The following is an 18,815-nucleotide window of genomic DNA, read 5'->3' as shown; positions in this document are numbered from 1 at the left end:
GGTGCCGGTGCCGCGGGACGCGGACGCGGAGTGGGCGGAAGAAAACCCCCTCTTTTTCAACGCCTTGCGCGAAGCCGGCGGCTGGCACGCCCCTGGCAGGATGGCGTCAGGTCCGTCACGGTCGAAAACACGGCATGCGCCCGCGTCACGCGTTCAGTCCTCTCCGGTCTCTCCTGGCGGCCCTCGCGGGCGCCCTGCTGCTCGCCGCCCTGTCCGTGCCGGCGCTCGCCCTGTCGCGCGTCAAGGATCTCGCTTCCATCGAGGGTGTCCGCCAGAACCAGCTCGTCGGCTACGGCATCGTGGTCGGCCTCAACGGCACCGGCGACACGCTGAACAACATCCCGTTCACCAAGCAGTCCCTCCAGGCCATGCTGGAGCGCCTCGGCGTCAACACCCGCGGCGCCACGATGCGCACGCAGAACCTCGCGGCCGTGATGGTGACCGCGAGCCTGCCGCCCTTCGCCGCGCAGGGCACCCGGATCGACGTCACGGTCTCGTCGCTGGGCGACGCCAAGTCCCTCCAGGGCGGCACCCTGCTGGTGACGCCGCTGCTGGGCGCCGACGGCGAGGTCTACGCCCTGGCACAGGGTTCGGTGGCGATCGCCGGCTTCGCCGCCGAGGGCGACGCCGCCAAGATCACCCGGGGCGTGCCGACCAACGGCCGGATCTCCAACGGCGCCAACATCGAGCGCGAGATCGCCTTCAAGCTGAACGACGCGCGCTCGCTCCGGCTGTCGCTGCGCAACCCGGACTTCACCACCTCGAAGCGGATCGCCGCCGCGATCAACGACTTCATGGGCGCCGACACCGCCGAGCCCACCGACCCGGCCACCGTCACGATCCAGATCCCGGCCCGCTACAACGGCAACATGATCCGCCTCATCACCGAGGTTGAGCAGCTGAAGGTGGAGCCCGACCAGACCGCCCGGGTCGTGGTCGACGAGCGCTCCGGCATCATCGTCATGGGCCGGGACGTGCGCGTGTCGACGGTGGCGATCGCGCAGGGCAACCTCACCGTGACCATCACCGAGCAGCCGCAGGTCAGCCAGCCGGCGCCGCTCTCCAACGGGCGCACCGTCGTGGTTCCGCGCACCGGGGTGAAGGTCGATACCGGCGACGGCAACAAGCTCGCCCTGGTGAAGGAGGGCGTCAGCCTGCGCGAGCTGGTCGACGGCCTCAACGCGCTGGGCGTCGGCCCGCGGGACCTCATCTCGATCCTCCAGGCGATCAAGGCCGCGGGCGCGCTCCAGGCCGATATCGAGCTGATGTGACCGAGCGGACGCGAAGGAACGATCCATGCTGCAACTCGCCAGTCTCGCGGCCAGCGCCGCCGCCAGCGTCGGGACCTCGGTGGCCGGGAGCGCCGTCGACGGGATCATCAAGACCGCCAACAAGGCCAAGGCCCTGAAGACGGCGACCGAGTTCGAATCGATGTTCCTGGAGAACAGCCTCGATCGGCTGACCCAGTCGGGGGGTACCGACGGACCGCTGGGCGAGAACGGCACCGGCGGCGGCGTCTACCGCTCGATGCTGACCAAGGAATACGCGAAGCAGATCGTGAAGAGCGGCGGCGTCGGCATCGCCGACTCGGTCTTCCGTGAGATCATGAAGATGCAGGGTGCGGCGAGCGATGGAGCGATCGATGCAAAGGGCTGAACCGCTGCGCGTCGGGGACCGGGTCACCGCCGAGGCGCTGGTGGCGGGCGTGCTCGGCAACATGGCCGCCCTGGAGGCCGTCCTCGCCGAGGAGGCGGCCTACGTCCGGGAAGGGCGGCTGCAGGAGGGCGTCGCCGCGGCCGAGCCGAAGGCCGCACTGGCGGCCGCCTACATGCAGGGGCTCGAGGTCGCGAAGGCGAACGCCGTCGCGCTGAAGCGCTTCCATCCCGAGGGAGTCGAGGCCCTGCGCACGGCGCACCGGCGGTTCACCGCGGCCGTGGAAGCGAACCAGACGGTGCTCGCCAGCGCCAGGACCGTCTCGGAGGGCTTGATCAAGACCCTGGCGGAGGAGATCGGCAAGGCGCAGCTCCCCTCCGGCTACGGGCGGCAGGCGCCGGCGCCCTCCCCGTACGGCCGCGGCGTGCGCAGCGGGCCGCTGGTCCTGTCGCGCAACCTCTAGGGCCCGCCCGGTCGGCGACCGGCGCCGATCCGGACGTAGGTGCGCACCTCGCCGAGATCGGTGTCGGCGCGGTTGTCGACCGCGATGCGTCCGGCGACGGCCGGCGCCGCCGCGACGCCGCGGCCCGCCGCGAGATCCGCCCCCGCGACGACGCGGCCCGAGACGCGGATGCAGCTGTCGCTCCCCGGCAGGCGCACGAAGCCCTGGCCCTTGGACGGGCACGGCACCGGCCCCGGGATCGCCGGCAGATCCCGCAGGTCGAGGGCCGCGACCGGTCCCGCGCAGGTCAGGATCGCCGCGAGGGCGGCGCAGCTCCGGAGCCGGCCGCGCATCTCAGGCGGCTCGGCGGGCGAGATCCCGGTGAAGGAGGTCGATGTAGAGCTCGACCTCGCCGATGAACCCGTCGAGATCGGGCTCGTGGATGCGCAGGCGGGCGAGGTCGCGCAGCAGGATGTCGAGGGCGATGGCCCGCTCGTCGGGATGCGCGTAGCCGGCGAGATAGGTGTCGACGGCCTGCTCCACCAGCACGATCGCGCCGATGCGCGGGGCAAGCCCCAGGCGGAGAACGAGTTCGATGGGTCCGGACAGCGCCATGCCGACCTCTCCTCAATCGAAGGACGGCGCGTGGGCGCGGCCGCAGGCTGCGCTTCATTCCCGGAAAGCGGCAAGACTATGGTGAACGAGACACGTCTCGTCATTTTTCGACCGTCAGGCGCTCGCTGGCCGGTCCCGGCGATCAACTCAGCTGATGTAGTTCACCAGGGAGAGCTTCGAGAGCGTCGCGGTGACCTGATAGCTGGCCTGGAGCCGGTTCTGCACGTCGAGGAGCTTGGTGATGACCTCCTCGGGGGAGATCTGCTCGATCCCGTCCAGGGTGTTCTGGACGGTGTTCTGCAGAGCCTTGTTGGTCGTGCCGGCATTCGAGAGCCGCGTCGACGCGATGGTCAGCTGCGTGACGGTGTCCTGGACGCTGGGTGTCTGGTTGGCGGAAGAGAGCAGGCTGCCGGCCTTCGTCGCCACCGTCTGGTAGGTGTTGTACGTGTTGGCGTCGTTCGTGGTGGGGAGGCCGAAGGCCATCGTCGCTAGGCCGGCGAGCACGTTCTGGACCGTGGGGTCGTTGGCGCGGGCGCCGGTACCGACGCTCCCGGTCGCGCTCACCTGGACGGACTGCGTGTCGATCGCCGGGGTCGGCTTCCCGGTCGCGGGATCGTAGCTGTTCTCGCCCTGGTACCACAGCACCGTGTTCTGGGCCGTTGCCGGCGTGTAGCCGATCGGGTTCTTGTTCCCGTCATACGCGATGCGCTGCGGCATCACGCCGGTCCCCGACGGACCACCATTCGCCGCGCCCGAGAAGAAGTTCGACGCGGTCGCCGCGGTGGCGTTCACCGCCAGCGTGCTGTTGGCCGCGCCGGTCAGCGCGTTGCTCAGCGTCGTCGACAGGTTCGCCATCGTCTGGGCGGGCGTCGAGCCGATGGCGAAGCTGGTGATCGATTTCGGGTCCGCGCTCGTCGCGGCCGTGAGGGTGATCGTCGTGGAGGTGCCGTCCGCCATCTTCAGCGCGAACGACACGGTGTCGCCGGCACTCGGCTGCGTCGTCATACTGAGGGTGAAGTTGCCCGGGCTCGTGGCCGTGCCCGCCGCGTAGGTCGCGCCGATCGCCGTGCCGGTCGTGGTCGGCGCGCCCGCCAGGGTGAAGCCGAACTTCCCGCGCGTCGCGTCGTTCGTCTCCTCGGTGATCTGCACGGACGTGGTCGGATTGGCCGGCGTCTGCGTCAGGCGGCCGTTGCCCCCTGCGCCCAGCTCGGCGGTCACCCGCTGCGAGATCAGGGTCGAGAGTCCGTCGAGCTTGTTGCCGCTCGCGTCGGTCGTGCCGTCGAGGATCTTGCTCGAGTCGACCACGGGCTGGGTCGTGGTGTTGCTGCCGCCGAACAGGTAGTTGCCCGCCGCCGATTCGTTGAGCGTGTCGAGCGCCGTCTGCAGGTTGGCCAGCGCCGTCGACCGGCCGGAGACCGAGTTCGCCGCCACGCTCTGCAGGCCGTTCTGCAGCATCGTCCCGGTGGAGGTCCCGAGGGTCGCCACCTGCGTCAGGCTCGTGACCGCGAGGTTGGTCCGGGTCTGCGCGGCGGTGATGCCGGCGGCGTAGCCGGTGAGCGCGCTCAGGGTGGCCTGCGCGGACAGGGCCGTCGACCGGCCGGAGCCGAGGCCGCCGTAGGTCTGCGAGACCTGACCGCTGGAGAGCTGGTTGGTCAGGTCGTTGAGCTGGCCCTTCAGCGCCTGGAGCTGCGAGGCGTTGCGGGTGGTCAGGTACGAGCCGGCCGCGAAGGGGGTGATCGTCGTCATGATCAGATCTGCAGCAGCTGGGTGAGCATGTCGCGGGCCGCGGTGAGCACCCGGGCGTTGGCGCCGTACGCGGTCTGCAGGGCGATCAGGTTCGACATCTCCTGGTCGATGTTGACGCCCGCCCCGGCGGAGAACCGGCTCTGCGCGGTGGAGAGCGCCGTCTGCTGCGTGGCGTCGAGCGCCGACGCGTTCGACGCGTTGGCGCCCTGCGTGGAGACGATGTCCTGCGCGAAGCCGATCACGGACGTGCTGTAGGGCGCCGAGACGCCGCCGATGCCGCTCGACGACGAGAAGGTCTGCGGGGTCGCGGTCAGCGCCGTGAACAGCTTCTGGGCGCGGGCGCCGGACGCGCTCGTGTCCGTGGCGCTCGTCGCCGTCAGCGCGGCGGTATTGCCCGACAGGGCGCCGTTGACCGTGATGCGCTGGGCGAAGCCGGTGAGCTGCGAGCCGCCGTCGAACGAGCCGGTGTAGAGCTTGTTGCCCGAGCCGTCGACGAACATCGCCAGCGACGGGTTGCCGGTGTTCAGGTCCGACGCCGAGACGGCCGAGACGCTGGCGCTCGCCGCGCCCGCGACCTTGCCGGCCGCACCCAGCGTCAGCGTCGCGCTGGTGCCGGTCGAGGAGACGGGGGTCGCCGACAGGGTCGGCAATTTGTAGGCGCTGCCGGACGCGTTGAACGTGTTGAACGCCGACTGGATCGCCGCCGCGTAGGTGCTGGGACCGCCGCTGGCGTTGAAGGTCAGGGTGAGGCCGCTCGAATCCGTGGTCTGCGCGGCGGGCACGATCGTGCCGCTGGAGGTCGCCGACGCCACGAGCGTCACGTTGCGCACCGCACCGGTGTTGTCGGTGACCGGGAAGGTGATGGTGTTGCCGGGCTTCATGGTCGACACGCTGATCTGCGTATCGGTCCCGCTATACGTCCCGGTGGTCGCGGTGTTCGTGAGCGCGGTCGAGAGGCCGGCCGCGAGGTCGTCGAGCTGGCGCTGCGCCTGCGGCAGGGTCTGGTCGCGCATCTCGATCTCGGCGGCCAGGCTGCCGGACCGCAGCACGCCGGGAGCTCCGAGGTCGATCTTGCCGCCGCCCGGCAGCGTCGCCGTGATGGTCCCGACCGTCCGCTGCGCCGGATCGGTCGAGTAGGTCGCGTTGGGGCCGAGCACGCCGCGGCCGTCGAAGCTCAGGGTCGCGGCGTTCCCGCGATCCACCAGCGTCACGCCCGACTGGGTCATGACCGAGACCGTCCCGTCGCGCTGCGGGACCGTCTGAACGTCCATGTAGCTCGACAGGCTGTTGATCGCCTGGTCGCGCTGGTCCTGAAGGTCGGTCAGCGCGGTGCTGTCGGTGGTGTTCTGGATCTTGCCGTTGAGCGTCGCGATGTTGGACAGGATCGTGCTGGCCGCGCTCGTGTCGGTGCCCAGCTGCGCCTCGAGGCCGGTGCGCAAGTTCTGAACCGTGCCGGCGGCGCTGTTGATGAGGCTCGCGACGGCCGAGGCATTGCCCAGCACCGTCGTGCGGGCGGCCGCCGAGGTCGGGTTGGCGGCGAGCTCCTGGAGAGATTCGGTGAAGGTGTTCAGCGTCCCGTCGAGGGACGTGGAACTTCCGGGCACGCCGTAGAGGGCGTCGAGCTGGGTGGCGATGCCGGACTTGGTGCTCGTGTAGGCGGCGCCCGAGGTCTCCAGCCGGAGCTGGTTCAGCGCCGCGGCGTCGAAGCTGCGGGTGATCTGCCCGATGGCGACACCGGAATTGTTCGGGCCGTTGGCGACCGTCGAGAGCGTGCGCTTGACGTAGCCGGCCGTGCCCGCATTGGCGACGTTCTGCGAGACGATGTTGATCGCCGCCTGCGTGGCGGCGAGGCCTGCGGCCGAGGTGGAGATCGCATTCAGCGACATGTCACGGCCTCCGCGGCTCGATTCGCACCCTCACTCAGCGGATCACGTTCAGCAGATCAGACATCATCGTCTGGGCCGTCGACATGACGCGCGTGTTCGCAGAGTAAGCCTGCTGGGTTACGATCATCTTAGAGAATTCCGACGCAATGTCGGTGTTCGATTGCTCGTTGCTGGCACCCGAGATCGTGCTGCCGTTGAGCCCCGAGAGCGGCGGCCCCGAATCGACGGTCTGAAGATAGTTCCCGTTCGTATCGGCCTTCAGCCCGTCCGCATTGGCGAACTGGACCACACCGACCGAGGCGAGTGCCACGACCGAACCGTTGGAGAAGGTGCCGTTGACCTTGCCGTCCGGACCGACGGCCACGCTCGTCAGCGTGCCGGAGCTGTTGCCGTTCTGCGTCAGCGCGTTGGTCGTCGCCGCGCCGGTGGTGTCGGCGTACTGCGTCAGGCCGGACGAGCCGAGATTCATGGTGAGGCTGGGGAACGTGTAGTCGCCCATGGTGACGGGCCCGAGCGCGATCGGGTTCGTCGAGGGCGAGGTGAGCTTGCCGGTCGAGTCGAAGGTGAAGGCCGTGCCCACGTTGTTCCAGTCGGACGTGCTGAGCGCGCTCGGATTGGTGGAGTAGTACAGGTTCCACACGGCCGGCTGAGCCGGCGTCGTCGTCGCGTCCTGGACCTTGGCCCAGCGGGTCGTCAGCGTGAGCGGCGCGCCGGTCGACGTATAGACCGGCAGCGACGGGCCGGCGATGCTGTTGCTCATGAAGGTCGAGACGGCGCCGGTCTGGGTCGAGTCGACCTTGACGCCGGTCTTCCCCGATCCGGAGGTCACGACGGCCGCGGTGTTCTGATTGTAGAGATCGGAGCCCGACGTCGCCGACGCCGACGTGCTCGGCGTCGAGGGCAGGTTGGCGGCGTACGTGATCGTCGTGGTGGCCTGCGCCGGCAGCGTCGCGTTGCCGATCTTGATCGGACCGATGCTGGTCGTCTGTCCGGTGATGGGATCGAGGTTGGAGCCGGTCAGGTATCCGCCTGCGCCGTTGACGAGGTAGCCGTCCTTGTCCTGGGCAAAATCGCCCCGGCGCGTGTACAGGTCCGTGCCGCCGAAGGTCGTGGCGCCGTTCGCGTCGCCGGTCTTCTGCACGACGGTGAAGAAACCCTGGCCGTTGATCGCCATGTTGGTGGGCACGCTCGACGAGACGATGTTGCCGGCCAGCGTGTTGGTGAGCTGCGACTTGGCCAACACCGAACCCGCGATTTCCCGGTCGGGCGTCTTCTCGGACATCAGGTCGACGAAGCTGGTGTCGATGCGCTTGTAGCCGGTCGTCTGCGAGTTCGCGATGTTCCCGGAGATGTTGCTGATGGCGTAGGACTGCGACTGGAGTCCGGAGACCGAGGTCTGCAGCGCGGAGAAAAGATCCATGGCGAACGATCCCGATGCGCGCCGCTTCGGCCCGCAGGCCGGGGCTGCCGCAACCGGCGTGCCAGGGCTAAGCCTTTGATAGATCGAGCGTGCGCTGCCGCCGGCCCGGCAGGGTTCGCCGGTCTCGACGGCGCGCCCGGCAGATCCTGCCGGGTCGCGTCCACACCCCGTGCGGTCCCGCCCGGCGGATCCGCCTGTCGCGTTTACGCGGCGTTATTCGACGCGCGCGATGATGCCGCCGGGCCGGGGCCACGCGCGGTGAGTCCTGTCCGGAAGCGCTGAACGGGTACGGATTTCGGATCTCGGGATCATGCGGGCGAAACGGACGAGCCTCGTCCACATCATCTACTTCTCGCGCCTGAACCTGTCGTCGGACGCGGCGAAGCGGTCCGAGCAGATCAGCGAGATCGGACGCACCGCCCAGAAGAAGAACGAGTTCGCGGTGATCACGAGCTTCCTGGTCATCGAGGGCAACTTCGCCTGCCAAGTGATCGAGGGCGAGCGCACGTCGGTGCACGAGACCTTCGATCGCGTGAGCGCCGACAGCCGCCACCGCGACGTCCAGATCAGCGAGTGGCGGGAGATCGCCAAGCGCGAGTTCGTCCACTCGTTCAAGAGCGCGCAGCGCACGGTCGGGAACGACACGCTGTTCGCCAAGGCCAACCTTCTCCCGATGCTCCAGCGCGGAACGCCGAAGGCGTCCGCGATCCACGGGCTGTGCCTGTCGCTCCAATCCGACGCGATGTCCCGTCAGGGCATCGACCACCTCTTCATCTGAGCCGCCGATGTCCGAGAGCGATACGCCCCCGATTCTCATCGTCGACGATCAGGAGAAGCTCCTGCGGCTGATCGTGATGCTGATGACCCGCATCGGCTTCCCGGATGTCGAGGGCGTCACCAGCGCCCCCGAGGCGCTGGAGCGGATGCGGCAGCGCCGCTACGCCCTGGTGATCTCCGATCTGGACATGGAGCCGATGGACGGGATCAGCCTGCTGCGCGAGATCCGCGCCGACGACACGCTGATGAACACGCCCTTCATGCTCACCGAGTCGTCCTTCGACTTCGAGGACATCAACCTCGCCCACCAGGCGGGCGCGGACGCCTTCATTCTCAAGCCGTTCGACATGGCGGTGCTGAAGACCAAGCTGAAGCAGGTGCTCAACCGCAAGCCGCGCAAGCGCGAGGCGCCGATCGCGTCCGAATCGACCCTGAGCGTCGAATTCCCGATGCTCGGGAAGTTCTGACGCCGCGCCGTCTCCGCGAGGGCCGCGAAGAGACCCAGGGCGGCGGGACGTCACCGAAGGTCGGGATCCCCGGATCGCTACGCGGCGCCCGCGAAGGCGAGCCGACGCCGCCGCAACGCGTCACCCCGCCCGCTTCTGGTAATCCTTCACGTCGGTGAAGCGCACGGCCGGGTAGCGCTCCTCCTCGTAGCGGAGCGAGAAGGCCGTGGTCGCCATGAAGACCGGGGCGCCGTCGAGGTCCTTGGCCATGGCCGAGCCGTGCGAGTCGATGAACTTGTCGAGCTCGGCCTCCGAATCGGACGACACCCAGCGGCAGACCGAGAAGCGCGAGGTCTCGTAATCGACCGGCAGGCCGTACTCGGCCTGGAGACGCTCCTTCAGCACGTCGAGCTGCAGAGCGCCGACAACGCCGACGATCGCCTGGCTGCCGTCCTGCGGCACGAAGACCTGGACGACGCCCTCCTCGCCCATCTGCTGGAGCGCCTCGCGCAGCTTCTTCGCCTTCATGGCGTCGGTGAGCTTGATCCGGCGCAGGATCTCCGGCGCGAAGCTCGGCACGCCGCGGAACACGATGTCCTCGCCCTCGGTGAGCGTGTCGCCGATGCGCAAGGTACCGTGGTTCGGGATGCCGACCACGTCGCCGGCATAGGCCTCGTCGGCGATGGCCCTGTCCTGCGCGAAGAAGAACTGCGGCGCCGAGAGCGAGATCGGCTTGCCGGTGCGCACCAGCCGGGCCTTCATGCCCCGGTTGAGCTTGCCCGAGCAGACCCGCATGAAGGCGATGCGGTCCCGGTGGTTCGGGTCCATGTTCGCCTGGATCTTGAACACGAAGCCGGTCATGCGCGGCTCGGTCGGCTCGACGAGCCGCTTGTCCGCGTCCTGGCCGCGGGGCGGCGGCGCAACCTTGGCGAGACCGTCGATCAGGTCGCGCACGCCGAAATTGCGCAGCGCCGAGCCGAAGAAGACCGGCGTCAGGTGGCCCTCGCGGAACGCGTCGAGGTCGAACGGCTTCAGCCCGCCCTCGGCGAGTTCCACCTCCCCGCGCCACGCGTCGGCCGCGCCGTCCTCGGTGAGCAGCTCGTCGAACAGCGTGTCGCCGGGGCCCGAGACCGGGACCATCCCGGCATCCTCGGCCGCGTCGAGCCGGCGCACGCGGTTGCCGCCGAGCTCGTAGGTCCCGGAGAAGTTGCGACCGGTACCGATCGGCCACGTGACCGGGGCGACGTCGAGCGCCAGCGTCTTCTCGATCTCGTCGAGCAGCTCGAACGGGTCGCGGGCCTCGCGGTCGAGCTTGTTGATGAAGGTGACGATCGGGATGTCGCGCAGGCGGCAGACCTCGAACAGTTTCCGCGTGCGCGCCTCGATGCCCTTCGCGGCGTCGATGACCATGACGGCCGAATCGACCGCCGTCAGCGTCCGGTAGGTGTCCTCCGAGAAGTCCTCGTGGCCGGGCGTGTCGAGCAGGTTGAAGACGCAGTCGCCGTACTCGAAGGTCATCACCGAGGTGACCACCGAGATGCCGCGCTCCTTCTCGATGCCCATCCAGTCGGAGCGGGTCGAGACTCGGTTGCGCTTGGCCTTCACCTCGCCGGCGAGCTGGATCGCGCCCCCGAACAGCAGCAGCTTCTCGGTGAGCGTGGTCTTTCCCGCGTCGGGGTGGGAGATGATCGCGAAGGTGCGCCGCCGCGACACCGGATCGGCCGGCCTCGCCTCGGTCTTGGTCTGCATCAGCATGGAGCGAACGCTCTGGGTCGGCGGAACGTGGTGGTGCGCGGCGCGGCACTCGCGCGGTCTCGGGATCGTGTAGCGGCAAGCCCCGATATTGGCAAAGACGCCGGCAGAATCGGGCGGCCTTTCAGGCACCGTACAGGGGGGCGGCACCACGCTTCCCCGGCCGATCCCCGCTCCGCGAGGCCCCGATGTCGCGCGCCGCACCACGCTGCTGTCTGGTCACCGCCCTGCTGCTCGCCTCCGCGGGCCCCGGGCTCCGCGCGGCCGAGGCGCCGCAGCGCGCCGCGGCCGACGCCGCCTTCCTGGATGCCCTGACCTGGGGCGCCACGCCGTCGGCCTTCGCGCGGCTCACCGCGGAGGGGCGGGCCCGCTGGCTCAACGCGCAGCTCCACCCGCCGGCCGAATCGCGCCTGCCGCCCGCCGCCCAGGCGCAGGTCGACGCGCTGACCCCGCCGGGGAGCCTGTTCGAGCGGGCCCAGGCCCTAAACGCGCAGGCCAAGGCCGCCAAGGACATCGCCGATCCCGAGGCCAGGAAGGCCGCGCAGCAGGCTTTCCAGGCGGCGCTCAACACGGCCGCGCGGAACGCCGCCTCCGTCTGGGTGCTGCGGGCGCTCTACAGCCCCGACCAGTTGCGCGAGCGGCTGACGTGGTTCTGGTTCAACCGGTTCAACGTTCACCAGGGGAAGTCGACCCTGCGTGCCGCCGTGGGCGACTACCTCGACACGGCGATCCGCCCGCACGTGCTCGGGCACTTCCGCGACCTGCTGATGGCGAGCCTGCGCCACCCGGCGATGCTCCGCTACCTCGACAACGACGCCAACGCGGCGGGCCGCCCGAACGAGAACTACGCCCGGGAGATCATGGAGCTGCACACGATGGGCGTGGGCTCCGGCTACGCGCAGGGCGACGTCGAGGCGCTGGCCCGGATCCTGAGCGGGGTCGGCATCGACATGAAGCCCGAGACCCCGAAGCTCCGCCCCGAGCACGCCGCCGATTTCCGCCGGGACGGCCTGTTCGCGTTCAACCCGGACCGGCACGATTACGGCGACAAGGTCTTCCTCGGAACGCGCATCCGGGGCCGCGGCTGGGCCGAGGTCGAGGAGGCGGTCGACCTGATCGCCCGCAACCCCGCCACCGCGACCAACGTCTCCCGGGCGCTGGCGACCTACTTCCTCGGTCAGCCGCCCGACGACGCGCTCGTCGCCCGGCTCGCCGCCGTCTTCACGCGGACCGACGGCGACATCGCCGCCGTGATGGAGGCGCTGGTGCGCGAGCCGGCCCTCGCGGCCGGGCGCGCCGGCGCCTTCAAGGACCCGGTCCGCTACGTCTTCTCGGCCCTGCGCATGGCCTACGACGAGCGCGTCATCCGCAACGCCGGCCCGGTGCTCGGCTGGCTGAACCGCCTCGGCGAGGGCCTGTTCAACCGCTCAACGCCGGACGGCTACCCCCTCGATGCGGCCGCCTGGACCGGGCCGGGACAGCTCGCGACGCGGTTCGAGGTCGCCCGGCAGATCGGGTCCGGCTCGGCCGGCCTGTTCAAGCCGGCGCTGCCCGATCAGCCCGAGGAGCCGGCCTTCCCGGTGCTCGCGAACGGGCTCTACTTCGCGGCGTTGTCCGGCACCCTGTCGGCGGCGACGCGGGCGGCCCTCGCACAGGCCGTCTCGCCGCAGGACTGGAACACCCTCTACCTCGCCTCGCCGGAGTTCATGCGATGACCCGTCGCGACCTGATCCGCGCCGCCGCGGCCCTCGGCCTGTCGACGGTGGCCGGCCGCGTCTGGGCCGCCCCGAAGGCCGACGCGCGCCTCCTCGTGGTGTTCCTGCGCGGCGCCTACGACGCCGCCAACGTGGTGATCCCGACCGGCAGCGACTTCTACTACCGGTCGCGGCCGAACCTCGCGATCGCCAAGCCCGATACCACTGACCCGAGGGCGGCGCTGGCGCTCGACGCCGACTGGAGCCTGCACCCGGCGCTGCGCGAGACGCTCCTGCCGCTCTACGCCAGGGGCCAGGCCGCCTTCGTGCCGTTCGCCGGCACCGACGACCTGACCCGGAGCCATTTCGAGACGCAGGACACGATCGAGATGGGCCAGACGGTCGGGGCCGCCCGCGACTACAATTCCGGCTTCATGGCCCGGCTCGCCGCGGAGCTGACGCGGGTCCGGCCGATCGCCTTCACCGACCAGATGCCGCTGATCTTCCGGGGCGGCGAGACGGTGCCCAACATCGCCATCAACGGCGTCGGCAAGCCCGGCATCGACGACCGGCAGGCCCGCCTGATCGCCGCCATGTACAGCGACACCAAGCTGGCCGCCGCCGTGACCGAGGGGTTCCGGGTGCGCGACGCGGTCTACCACACGATCTCGGACCATGCCGGCCAGGCCGACCGCGGGGCGGTCTCGCCCAAGGGCTTCGAGCTGTCGGCCCGGCGGATCGGCCGCCTGATGCGCGAGAATTTCAACCTCGGCTTCGTGGATGTCGGCGGCTGGGACACGCACGTGAACCAGGGCGCCGGCACCGGCTACCTCGCCGACCGGCTCGGCGAGCTGGGGCGCGGCCTCGCGGGCTTCGCCGAGGAGATCGGGCCGGGCTGGTCCGACACGGTGGTGGTCGTGCTGTCGGAGTTCGGGCGCACCTTCCGGGAGAACGGCAGCCGCGGCACCGACCACGGGCACGGCAGCGTCTACTGGATCCTCGGCGGCGGGGTGCGCGGCGGCCGGATCGCGGGGCCGCAGGTGCGGACCGACGAGGCGCACCTGTTCCAGAACCGGGACTATCCCGTACTCACCGACTATCGCGGGCTGCTGGGCGGCCTGATCCGGCGGCTCTACGGGCTCGACCCGGCGAGCCTGAGGCGGGTCTTCCCGAGCGCGGACCCGGCGGATCTGGCGCTGCTGTAGGGGGCGAACCGCGGCCTCGCGCGGTTCCATTCCTCTCGAGCCCGGGTTTCCGATCCCTCCGTCATCGCGAGCGCACGTCGCGCCAGCGTACTCACACCGCTGAGGGAAACCCGGCACCGGCGCGCGAAACACCTCCGGTGCGGCTCCGAACCGCTGTGTCCAGCGGCTCAGGCCGCCGCGGCCGCCAGCGCGCGCAGGTCGCCGACAAGCTCGTCGACCCGCTCGGGCCGGGCATCCCAGGCGAACATGAAGCGCGCGCCGCCGCCGATGAAGGTGTAGAATCGCCAGCCCCGGGCGCGCAGGCCCTCCATCGTGGCCGCGGGCATCGTCAGGAAGACCGCGTTCGCCTCGACGGGAAACAGCGCCCGCACGCCCGGCAGACCGGCGACCGCCTCGGCGAAGCGCCGGGCGCAGGCATTGCCGTGGGCCGCGTTCCTGAGCCACGCGCCGCTCTCCAGCATGCCGACCCAGGGCGCCGCGAGGAAGCGCATCTTCGACGCCAGCTGTCCGGCCTGCTTGCAGCGGTAGCCGAAATCCTCGGCGAGGGCGGCGTCGAAGAACACCACCGCCTCGCCGGCATGCATGCCGTTCTTGGTCCCGCCGAAGCACAGCACGTCGATGCCCGACCGCCACGTCATGTCGGCCGGGCTGCAGCCGAGACTCGCGCAGGCGTTGGCGAAGCGCGACCCGTCCATGTGCAGGGCGAGGCCCAGCTCCCGGCAGGTCGCCGACAGGGCCCGCAGCTCGGCGAGGCTGTAGACCTGCCCGGTCTCGGTGGGCTGCGTGATCGTCACCACGCGCGGCCGCGGGAAGTGGATGTCGCTGCGGTTCTGGGCGAGCCCGCGGATCGCCTCCGGCGTGAGCTTGCCGCCCTCCGTCCGGACGGTCAGCAGCTTCGAGCCGTTCGAGAAGAATTCCGGCGCGCCGCACTCGTCGGTCTCGACATGGGCCGAGTCGGCGCAGATCACGCTGTGGTAGGACTGGCACAACGCCGCCAGGGCCAGCGCGTTGGCGGCCGTGCCGTTGAAGGCGAAGAACACCTCGCACGGGGTCTCGAACAGGTCCCGGAACGCGTCGGCCGCCCGGGCAGTCCAGGCGTCCTCGCCGTAGGCCGGGGCGTGGCCGCGATTGGCCGCCTCCATCGCCGTCCAGGCCTCCGGGCAGATGCCGGAATAGTTGTCGCTGGCGAATTGCTGCGAGTCGTCGTGTCTCATCCGCGCAACCTAGCACGGCGCAGGCGCAGATGGATCGCGCGGACAGGTTGGAACTGGTGCGCGCTTGGTGTAATAGCCCCGTCAAGGCGTGAGCTCCACGCCGATTCGGAAACCGACGTTCCCGTCCCTCCCGGGTTCTCACCGGGCGAGGGACGTTGCCGGTTTCCAGATCGGCGGCGGGCCACGTGAACCCAGATATCCAGGTCCAGAGGATCAAGTCCGTTGCAGGTACTCGTTCGCGACAACAACGTCGATCAAGCGCTCCGCGTCCTCAAGAAGAAGATGCAGCGCGAGGGCATCTTCCGCGAGATGAAGCAGCGCAAGGCTTATGAGAAGCCGTCCGTGCGCAAGGCTCGCGAGAAGGCCGAGGCCGTCCGCCGCGCCCGCAAGCAGGCCCGCAAGACCGCGATCCGCGAGGGCCTGATCGCCGCGCCGAAGCCGAAGCCCCGCTTCCCCGCCGGCGGCCGCCGTCCCGGCTTCCCGTCGCCGTCCGCCGCGCAGGGCCAGGGTGGCAACGCCGCCGGCCAGACCCCGGTCAGCCCGGCCCCCGCCGCCTGAGCGACATCGCTCCGGTCACGAGAAAGCCCGGCCTGCGCGCGCAGGCCGGGCTTTTTCTTTGGGTTGCGTCTTCTTTGGGTTGCGTCGCGGCCGGATGGAGGCGCCCGGTCACGCGAGCCGCGTGTGGCGCGGGGTCCCCTCTCCCGCACGGGAGAGGGGGCATGGCGCGGCTGTCTCGAACCGGGTCACCCTTCCGACCCGCGGCGACACGAGCCGGAACAGCTCGAGGTCCCGGCGCCGCAGCCGAGCGGCGATCGGGTCGCAGCGCTCGCGATGACGTGAAGGGGGTCGGCCGGCACGCGCTCGGGCCGCCAGCTCAGGCCGCCTTGGCCGCCAGCTCAGGCCGCCTTGGCCGCCATGGTGGCGTGCTCGGCCTGGACCAGCACGTCGAGGGCCCGCCAGGGCTTCTGCATGTAGACCGCCTGGTCCGGGAGCCGCGCGTCCCGGCTCGCGCCGGAGGTGACGACCACGCGCACGTCCGGCCAGCGCCGCTTCACCGCCTGGGCGAGCGACACTCCGTCCATGGCACCGGGCAGGCGCACGTCGGCGAAGAGAAGCGCCACCGTCACGTCCGCGCGCTCCAGCACCGAGAGCGCCGCCTCCGCGCTCTCGCAGGCGATCACGCCGAGGTCGGTCTCCTCGAGCACCGCCGTCGCGAGATCGCGCACAGCCGCGTCGTCCTCCACGACGAGCGCCACGGGGGCGGAACTATCGGGCGTTGCGCGATCCATTAAAGTCTCCTGATGCCGGTGCCTTGCCCCGCGTCGGGCGGTCGCCTGTAGGGCGAACTTCTGATTCCCCGATTCGGCCATGCTGATCCTTCATGAGGCGGCTCACAAGAGTCGCCTCGCTCGGACGGCGAATGCCTGCCCTGCGGACAGACGGCCCCAATTTCATGCGGAACGCACGAAAATGGCGCAGTTTCCGGGCGGTTAAGAAACTGTTCACCGGAGTGGACCGACTGTTAACGTCCTGCGACCGAACGTCCCCACCCGCGCGGGGGCGTCTCGCCGGACCGAACGCGGCCCAGAGCTGAAGGATCATCGTCCGACATGTGCCGTTTCCTCGCCTACAGCGGTGAGCCGGTCTTCCTCTCCGACCTCGTCTGCGCGCCGACCCACTCGCTGGTGCACCAGTCGCTGCACGCCGACGAAGGGAAGACCGAGACCAACGGCGACGGCTTCGGCATCGGATGGTACGCGGAGCGGCCCGAGCCGGGTGTCTATCGCGATATCTCCCCGGCCTGGTCCGACGAGAACTTGGTGAACCTCTGCGGGCAGGTGCGGGCGCGGACCTTCTTCGCCCACGTGCGCGCCTCGACCGGGACGGCCACCGCCCGGGCCAACTGCCATCCCTTCGTGTACGGACGCCACCTGTTCATGCACAACGGCCAGATCGGCGGCTACCACCGGATCAAGCGGCGCCTCGAGGCGCTGATCCCGGATTCCTACTACGACCATCGCCGCGGCAGCACCGACTCGGAGGCGATCTTCCTCCTGGCCCTCGCCAACGGCCTGGAGGCGGATCCCGTCGGCGCGATGGCGCGGACGCTGAAGACCGTCCGTGAGCTGATGGAGGCGGCGAATGTCTGCGAGCCGCTGCGCTTCACTGCGCTGCTCACGGACGGCGAGACGCTGACCGCCTATCGCTGGGCCTGCGACGGCCGTCCGCCGAGCCTGTACTACCGCGAGGGGCCGGGCGGCATCGTGGTGGTCTCGGAGCCGATCGACGGCTGCCGCGAGGGCTGGCGGGTGGTCCCCAAGGGCGCGACCCTGCGCGCCCGCCACGGCACCGCGACCCTCGTCGAGGCGCCGGAGCCCGCCCGCGCCGCCGCCTGAATACAGTCGGCGCCAGCCATGCCGCCGCGGGGATTGCCGGGGCGCGCCACATCGCCACATTCCGCCTGCGGCCGATGGTGCGGCCGAGCGGGAATCGACCGATGTATCCGGATACCGAGCTTCACATCGCCGGGCGCTGGCGCGCGGGTGCCGACCGGGACACCCTGGGGGTCCTGAACCCCGCCACAGGCGAGACGATCGGCCAGTGCGCGGTCGCCACCACGGCGGATCTCGACGAGGCCCTGGCGGCGGCCGCACGCGCCTTCCCGGCCTGGCGCAAAGTCGCCCCCTTCGAGCGCGCCAAGGTGATGCGCAAGGCGGCCGACCTGCTGCGCGCCCGCGTCGACGAGATCGCCCGGATCATGACCCTGGAACAGGGCAAGCCCCTGGCCGAGTCGCGGATCGAGACCCTGGCCGCGGCCGACATCATCGACTGGTTCGCCGAGGAGGGTAAGCGCGCCTACGGCCGCGTCATCCCGGGCCGCGCCGACGGCGTGCTGCAGGCCGTGGTGCGCGAGGCGGTCGGCCCCGTGGCCTGCTTCACGCCCTGGAACTTCCCGATCAATCAGGCGGTCCGCAAGATCTCGGCGGCGCTCTGCACCGGGTGCACGGTGATCCTGAAGGGTCCCGAGGACACGCCGGCGAGCTGCGCTGCCCTGATCCGCGCCTTCCTGGATGCCGGCATTCCGGGCGACGCGCTCTCGCTGGTCTACGGGGATCCCGAGGCCATCTCGACCTACCTGATCCCGCACCCGGTGATCCGGAAGATCTCGTTCACCGGCTCGACGGTCGTCGGCAAGAAGCTCGCGGCGCTCGCGGGCGAGCACATGAAGCGCGCCACGATGGAGCTCGGCGGCCACGCCCCCGCGATCGTGTTCGGCGACGCCGATGTGGAGAAGGCGGTGGCCGTCCTGGCCCCCTCGAAGTTCCGCAATGCCGGCCAGGTCTGCGTCTCGCCGACCCGGTTCCTCGTGCACGACTCGGTCTTCGACCGCTTCGTCGAGGGCTTCACCACCTTCGCCAAGTCGGTGAAGGTCGGCGACGGGCTCGATCCCGAGACCAAGATGGGCCCGCTGGTCCACGGTCGGCGCCTCGACGCGGTCACGGCGCTGGCGGCGGACGCCGAGTCGAGCGGCGCGACGCTGCGCGCCGGCGGCAAGCGCATCGGCAACCAGGGCAACTTCTTCGAGCCGACGGTCTTCACCGAGGTGCCGCTGACCGCCCGGATCATGAACGAGGAGCCCTTCGGTCCCGTGGCGATGATCAACCGGTTCTCCGACGACGAGGAGGCGCTCACCGAGGCGAACCGCCTGCCCTACGGGCTCGCGGCCTACGCCTACACCCGGTCCGCCGAGCGGGCGGCGCGGGTGTCGAACGCGGTCGAGAGCGGCATGATCTCGATCAACCACCACGGCCTCGCCCTGCCGGAGACCCCGTTCGGCGGCGTCAAGGATTCGGGCTACGGCAGCGAGGGCGGCCCGGAGGCCCTCGACGCCTACCTGGTCACCAAGTTCGTCACGCAGGCGAACTTCTGACGTCTCGGCCGGTGCGCCGCGGCGCACCGGCCCC

At 70.3% G+C, this 18,815-nt stretch carries 18 protein-coding genes; 10 read left to right on the top strand and 8 right to left on the bottom strand.

Annotated features, from left to right (window positions below; translation table 11 throughout):
- Positions 1 to 134 precede the first annotated feature (134 nt).
- Genes ACTJK8_RS23910 through ACTJK8_RS23900 form a run of 3 tightly spaced genes read left to right on the top strand, consistent with a single transcriptional unit; the run spans position 135 to position 2,116 of the window.
- Positions 135 to 1,271 (top strand): flagellar basal body P-ring protein FlgI, encoded by a 1,137-nt coding sequence (locus ACTJK8_RS23910; RefSeq protein WP_012322438.1) that lies wholly within the window; start codon positions 135 to 137, stop codon positions 1,269 to 1,271.
- A 25-nt stretch (positions 1,272 to 1,296) separates the two neighbouring features.
- The gene (locus ACTJK8_RS23905; protein WP_440762611.1) at positions 1,297 to 1,656 is read left to right on the top strand and encodes a rod-binding protein; all 360 of its coding nucleotides are present in this window, start codon (positions 1,297 to 1,299) and stop codon (positions 1,654 to 1,656) included.
- On the top strand, positions 1,643 to 2,116 hold the full coding sequence (locus ACTJK8_RS23900; protein ID WP_024828031.1) for a hypothetical protein: 474 nt from the start codon (positions 1,643 to 1,645) through the stop codon (positions 2,114 to 2,116). Before ACTJK8_RS23905 ends, ACTJK8_RS23900 begins: the two co-directional genes overlap by 14 nt.
- Here the strand turns inward: ACTJK8_RS23900 and ACTJK8_RS23895 are convergent.
- The 5 genes from ACTJK8_RS23895 to ACTJK8_RS23875 all read right to left on the bottom strand — a co-directional run bounded on the left by ACTJK8_RS23895 (position 2,113) and on the right by ACTJK8_RS23875 (position 7,762).
- A complete protein-coding gene (locus ACTJK8_RS23895) occupies positions 2,113 to 2,448 on the bottom strand; it encodes a porin (RefSeq protein ID WP_012322435.1) in 336 nt (111 codons plus the stop codon). The genes ACTJK8_RS23900 and ACTJK8_RS23895 overlap by 4 nt on opposite strands.
- A 1-nt stretch (position 2,449) precedes the next feature.
- Positions 2,450 to 2,710, bottom strand: a complete 261-nt coding sequence (locus ACTJK8_RS23890) for a hypothetical protein (protein WP_063111760.1) — start codon at positions 2,708 to 2,710, stop codon at positions 2,450 to 2,452.
- A 147-nt stretch (positions 2,711 to 2,857) separates the two neighbouring features.
- Positions 2,858 to 4,456: a flagellin gene (locus tag ACTJK8_RS23885; protein WP_058607455.1), complete on the bottom strand. Its 1,599-nt coding sequence runs from the start codon at positions 4,454 to 4,456 to the stop codon at positions 2,858 to 2,860.
- A 2-nt stretch (positions 4,457 to 4,458) separates the two neighbouring features.
- Positions 4,459 to 6,342, bottom strand: a complete 1,884-nt coding sequence (gene flgK / locus ACTJK8_RS23880; protein ID WP_012322432.1) for a flagellar hook-associated protein FlgK — start codon at positions 6,340 to 6,342, stop codon at positions 4,459 to 4,461.
- Positions 6,343 to 6,376: 34 nt separating this feature from the next.
- Positions 6,377 to 7,762 (bottom strand): flagellar hook protein FlgE, encoded by a 1,386-nt coding sequence (locus ACTJK8_RS23875; RefSeq protein WP_012322431.1) that lies wholly within the window; start codon positions 7,760 to 7,762, stop codon positions 6,377 to 6,379.
- 310 nt (positions 7,763 to 8,072) lie between these two features.
- On the opposite strand from ACTJK8_RS23875, the gene ACTJK8_RS23870 reads away from it, so the two are divergent.
- Both ACTJK8_RS23870 and ACTJK8_RS23865 read left to right on the top strand, forming a co-directional pair.
- Positions 8,073 to 8,540, top strand: coding sequence for a BLUF domain-containing protein (locus tag ACTJK8_RS23870; protein ID WP_012322430.1), 468 nt, complete (start codon positions 8,073 to 8,075; stop codon positions 8,538 to 8,540).
- A gap of 7 nt (positions 8,541 to 8,547) precedes the next feature.
- On the top strand, positions 8,548 to 9,006 hold the full coding sequence (locus ACTJK8_RS23865) for a response regulator (RefSeq protein ID WP_012322429.1): 459 nt from the start codon (positions 8,548 to 8,550) through the stop codon (positions 9,004 to 9,006).
- A gap of 120 nt (positions 9,007 to 9,126) precedes the next feature.
- Here ACTJK8_RS23865 and ACTJK8_RS23860 read toward each other — a convergent pair whose 3' ends face one another.
- On the bottom strand, positions 9,127 to 10,740 hold the full coding sequence (locus ACTJK8_RS23860) for a peptide chain release factor 3 (RefSeq protein WP_024828034.1): 1,614 nt from the start codon (positions 10,738 to 10,740) through the stop codon (positions 9,127 to 9,129).
- A gap of 185 nt (positions 10,741 to 10,925) precedes the next feature.
- Here ACTJK8_RS23860 and ACTJK8_RS23855 point away from each other — a divergent pair, with 185 nt between their 5' ends.
- Together ACTJK8_RS23855 and ACTJK8_RS23850 are read left to right on the top strand one after the other, a co-directional pair.
- Complete coding sequence (locus tag ACTJK8_RS23855; RefSeq protein WP_440762610.1) at positions 10,926 to 12,452, top strand: DUF1800 domain-containing protein; 1,527 nt, start codon at positions 10,926 to 10,928, stop codon at positions 12,450 to 12,452.
- Entirely contained in the window at positions 12,449 to 13,636 is a 1,188-nt protein-coding gene (locus ACTJK8_RS23850) for a DUF1501 domain-containing protein (RefSeq protein ID WP_012322426.1), read from the top strand. Before ACTJK8_RS23855 ends, ACTJK8_RS23850 begins: the two co-directional genes overlap by 4 nt.
- A 167-nt stretch (positions 13,637 to 13,803) precedes the next feature.
- Here ACTJK8_RS23850 and ACTJK8_RS23845 read toward each other — a convergent pair whose 3' ends face one another.
- The gene (locus ACTJK8_RS23845; protein ID WP_012322425.1) at positions 13,804 to 14,850 is read right to left on the bottom strand and encodes a threonine aldolase family protein; all 1,047 of its coding nucleotides are present in this window, start codon (positions 14,848 to 14,850) and stop codon (positions 13,804 to 13,806) included.
- Positions 14,851 to 15,072: 222 nt separating this feature from the next.
- On the opposite strand from ACTJK8_RS23845, the gene rpsU reads away from it, so the two are divergent.
- Positions 15,073 to 15,408 (top strand): 30S ribosomal protein S21, encoded by a 336-nt coding sequence (rpsU, locus tag ACTJK8_RS23840; RefSeq protein ID WP_012322424.1) that lies wholly within the window; start codon positions 15,073 to 15,075, stop codon positions 15,406 to 15,408.
- A 338-nt stretch (positions 15,409 to 15,746) separates the two neighbouring features.
- Here the strand turns inward: rpsU and ACTJK8_RS23835 are convergent, their stop codons facing one another.
- A complete protein-coding gene (locus ACTJK8_RS23835) occupies positions 15,747 to 16,139 on the bottom strand; it encodes a response regulator (protein ID WP_012322423.1) in 393 nt (130 codons plus the stop codon).
- A gap of 321 nt (positions 16,140 to 16,460) precedes the next feature.
- Between ACTJK8_RS23835 and ACTJK8_RS23830 the strand changes: the two genes are divergently transcribed.
- Together ACTJK8_RS23830 and ACTJK8_RS23825 are read left to right on the top strand one after the other, a co-directional pair.
- Positions 16,461 to 17,246 (top strand): class II glutamine amidotransferase, encoded by a 786-nt coding sequence (locus ACTJK8_RS23830; protein ID WP_012322422.1) that lies wholly within the window; start codon positions 16,461 to 16,463, stop codon positions 17,244 to 17,246.
- 101 nt (positions 17,247 to 17,347) lie between these two features.
- Positions 17,348 to 18,781 (top strand): NAD-dependent succinate-semialdehyde dehydrogenase, encoded by a 1,434-nt coding sequence (locus ACTJK8_RS23825; RefSeq protein WP_440762609.1) that lies wholly within the window; start codon positions 17,348 to 17,350, stop codon positions 18,779 to 18,781.
- Positions 18,782 to 18,815 lie beyond the last annotated feature (34 nt).

This window comes from Methylobacterium sp. 22177 (genome assembly GCF_052045615.1).
Lineage (GTDB): Bacteria > Pseudomonadota > Alphaproteobacteria > Rhizobiales > Beijerinckiaceae > Methylobacterium > Methylobacterium radiotolerans.
The sequence above is the reverse complement of the archived record's forward strand: the minus strand, read 5'-3'. Positions and strand labels throughout refer to the sequence as shown.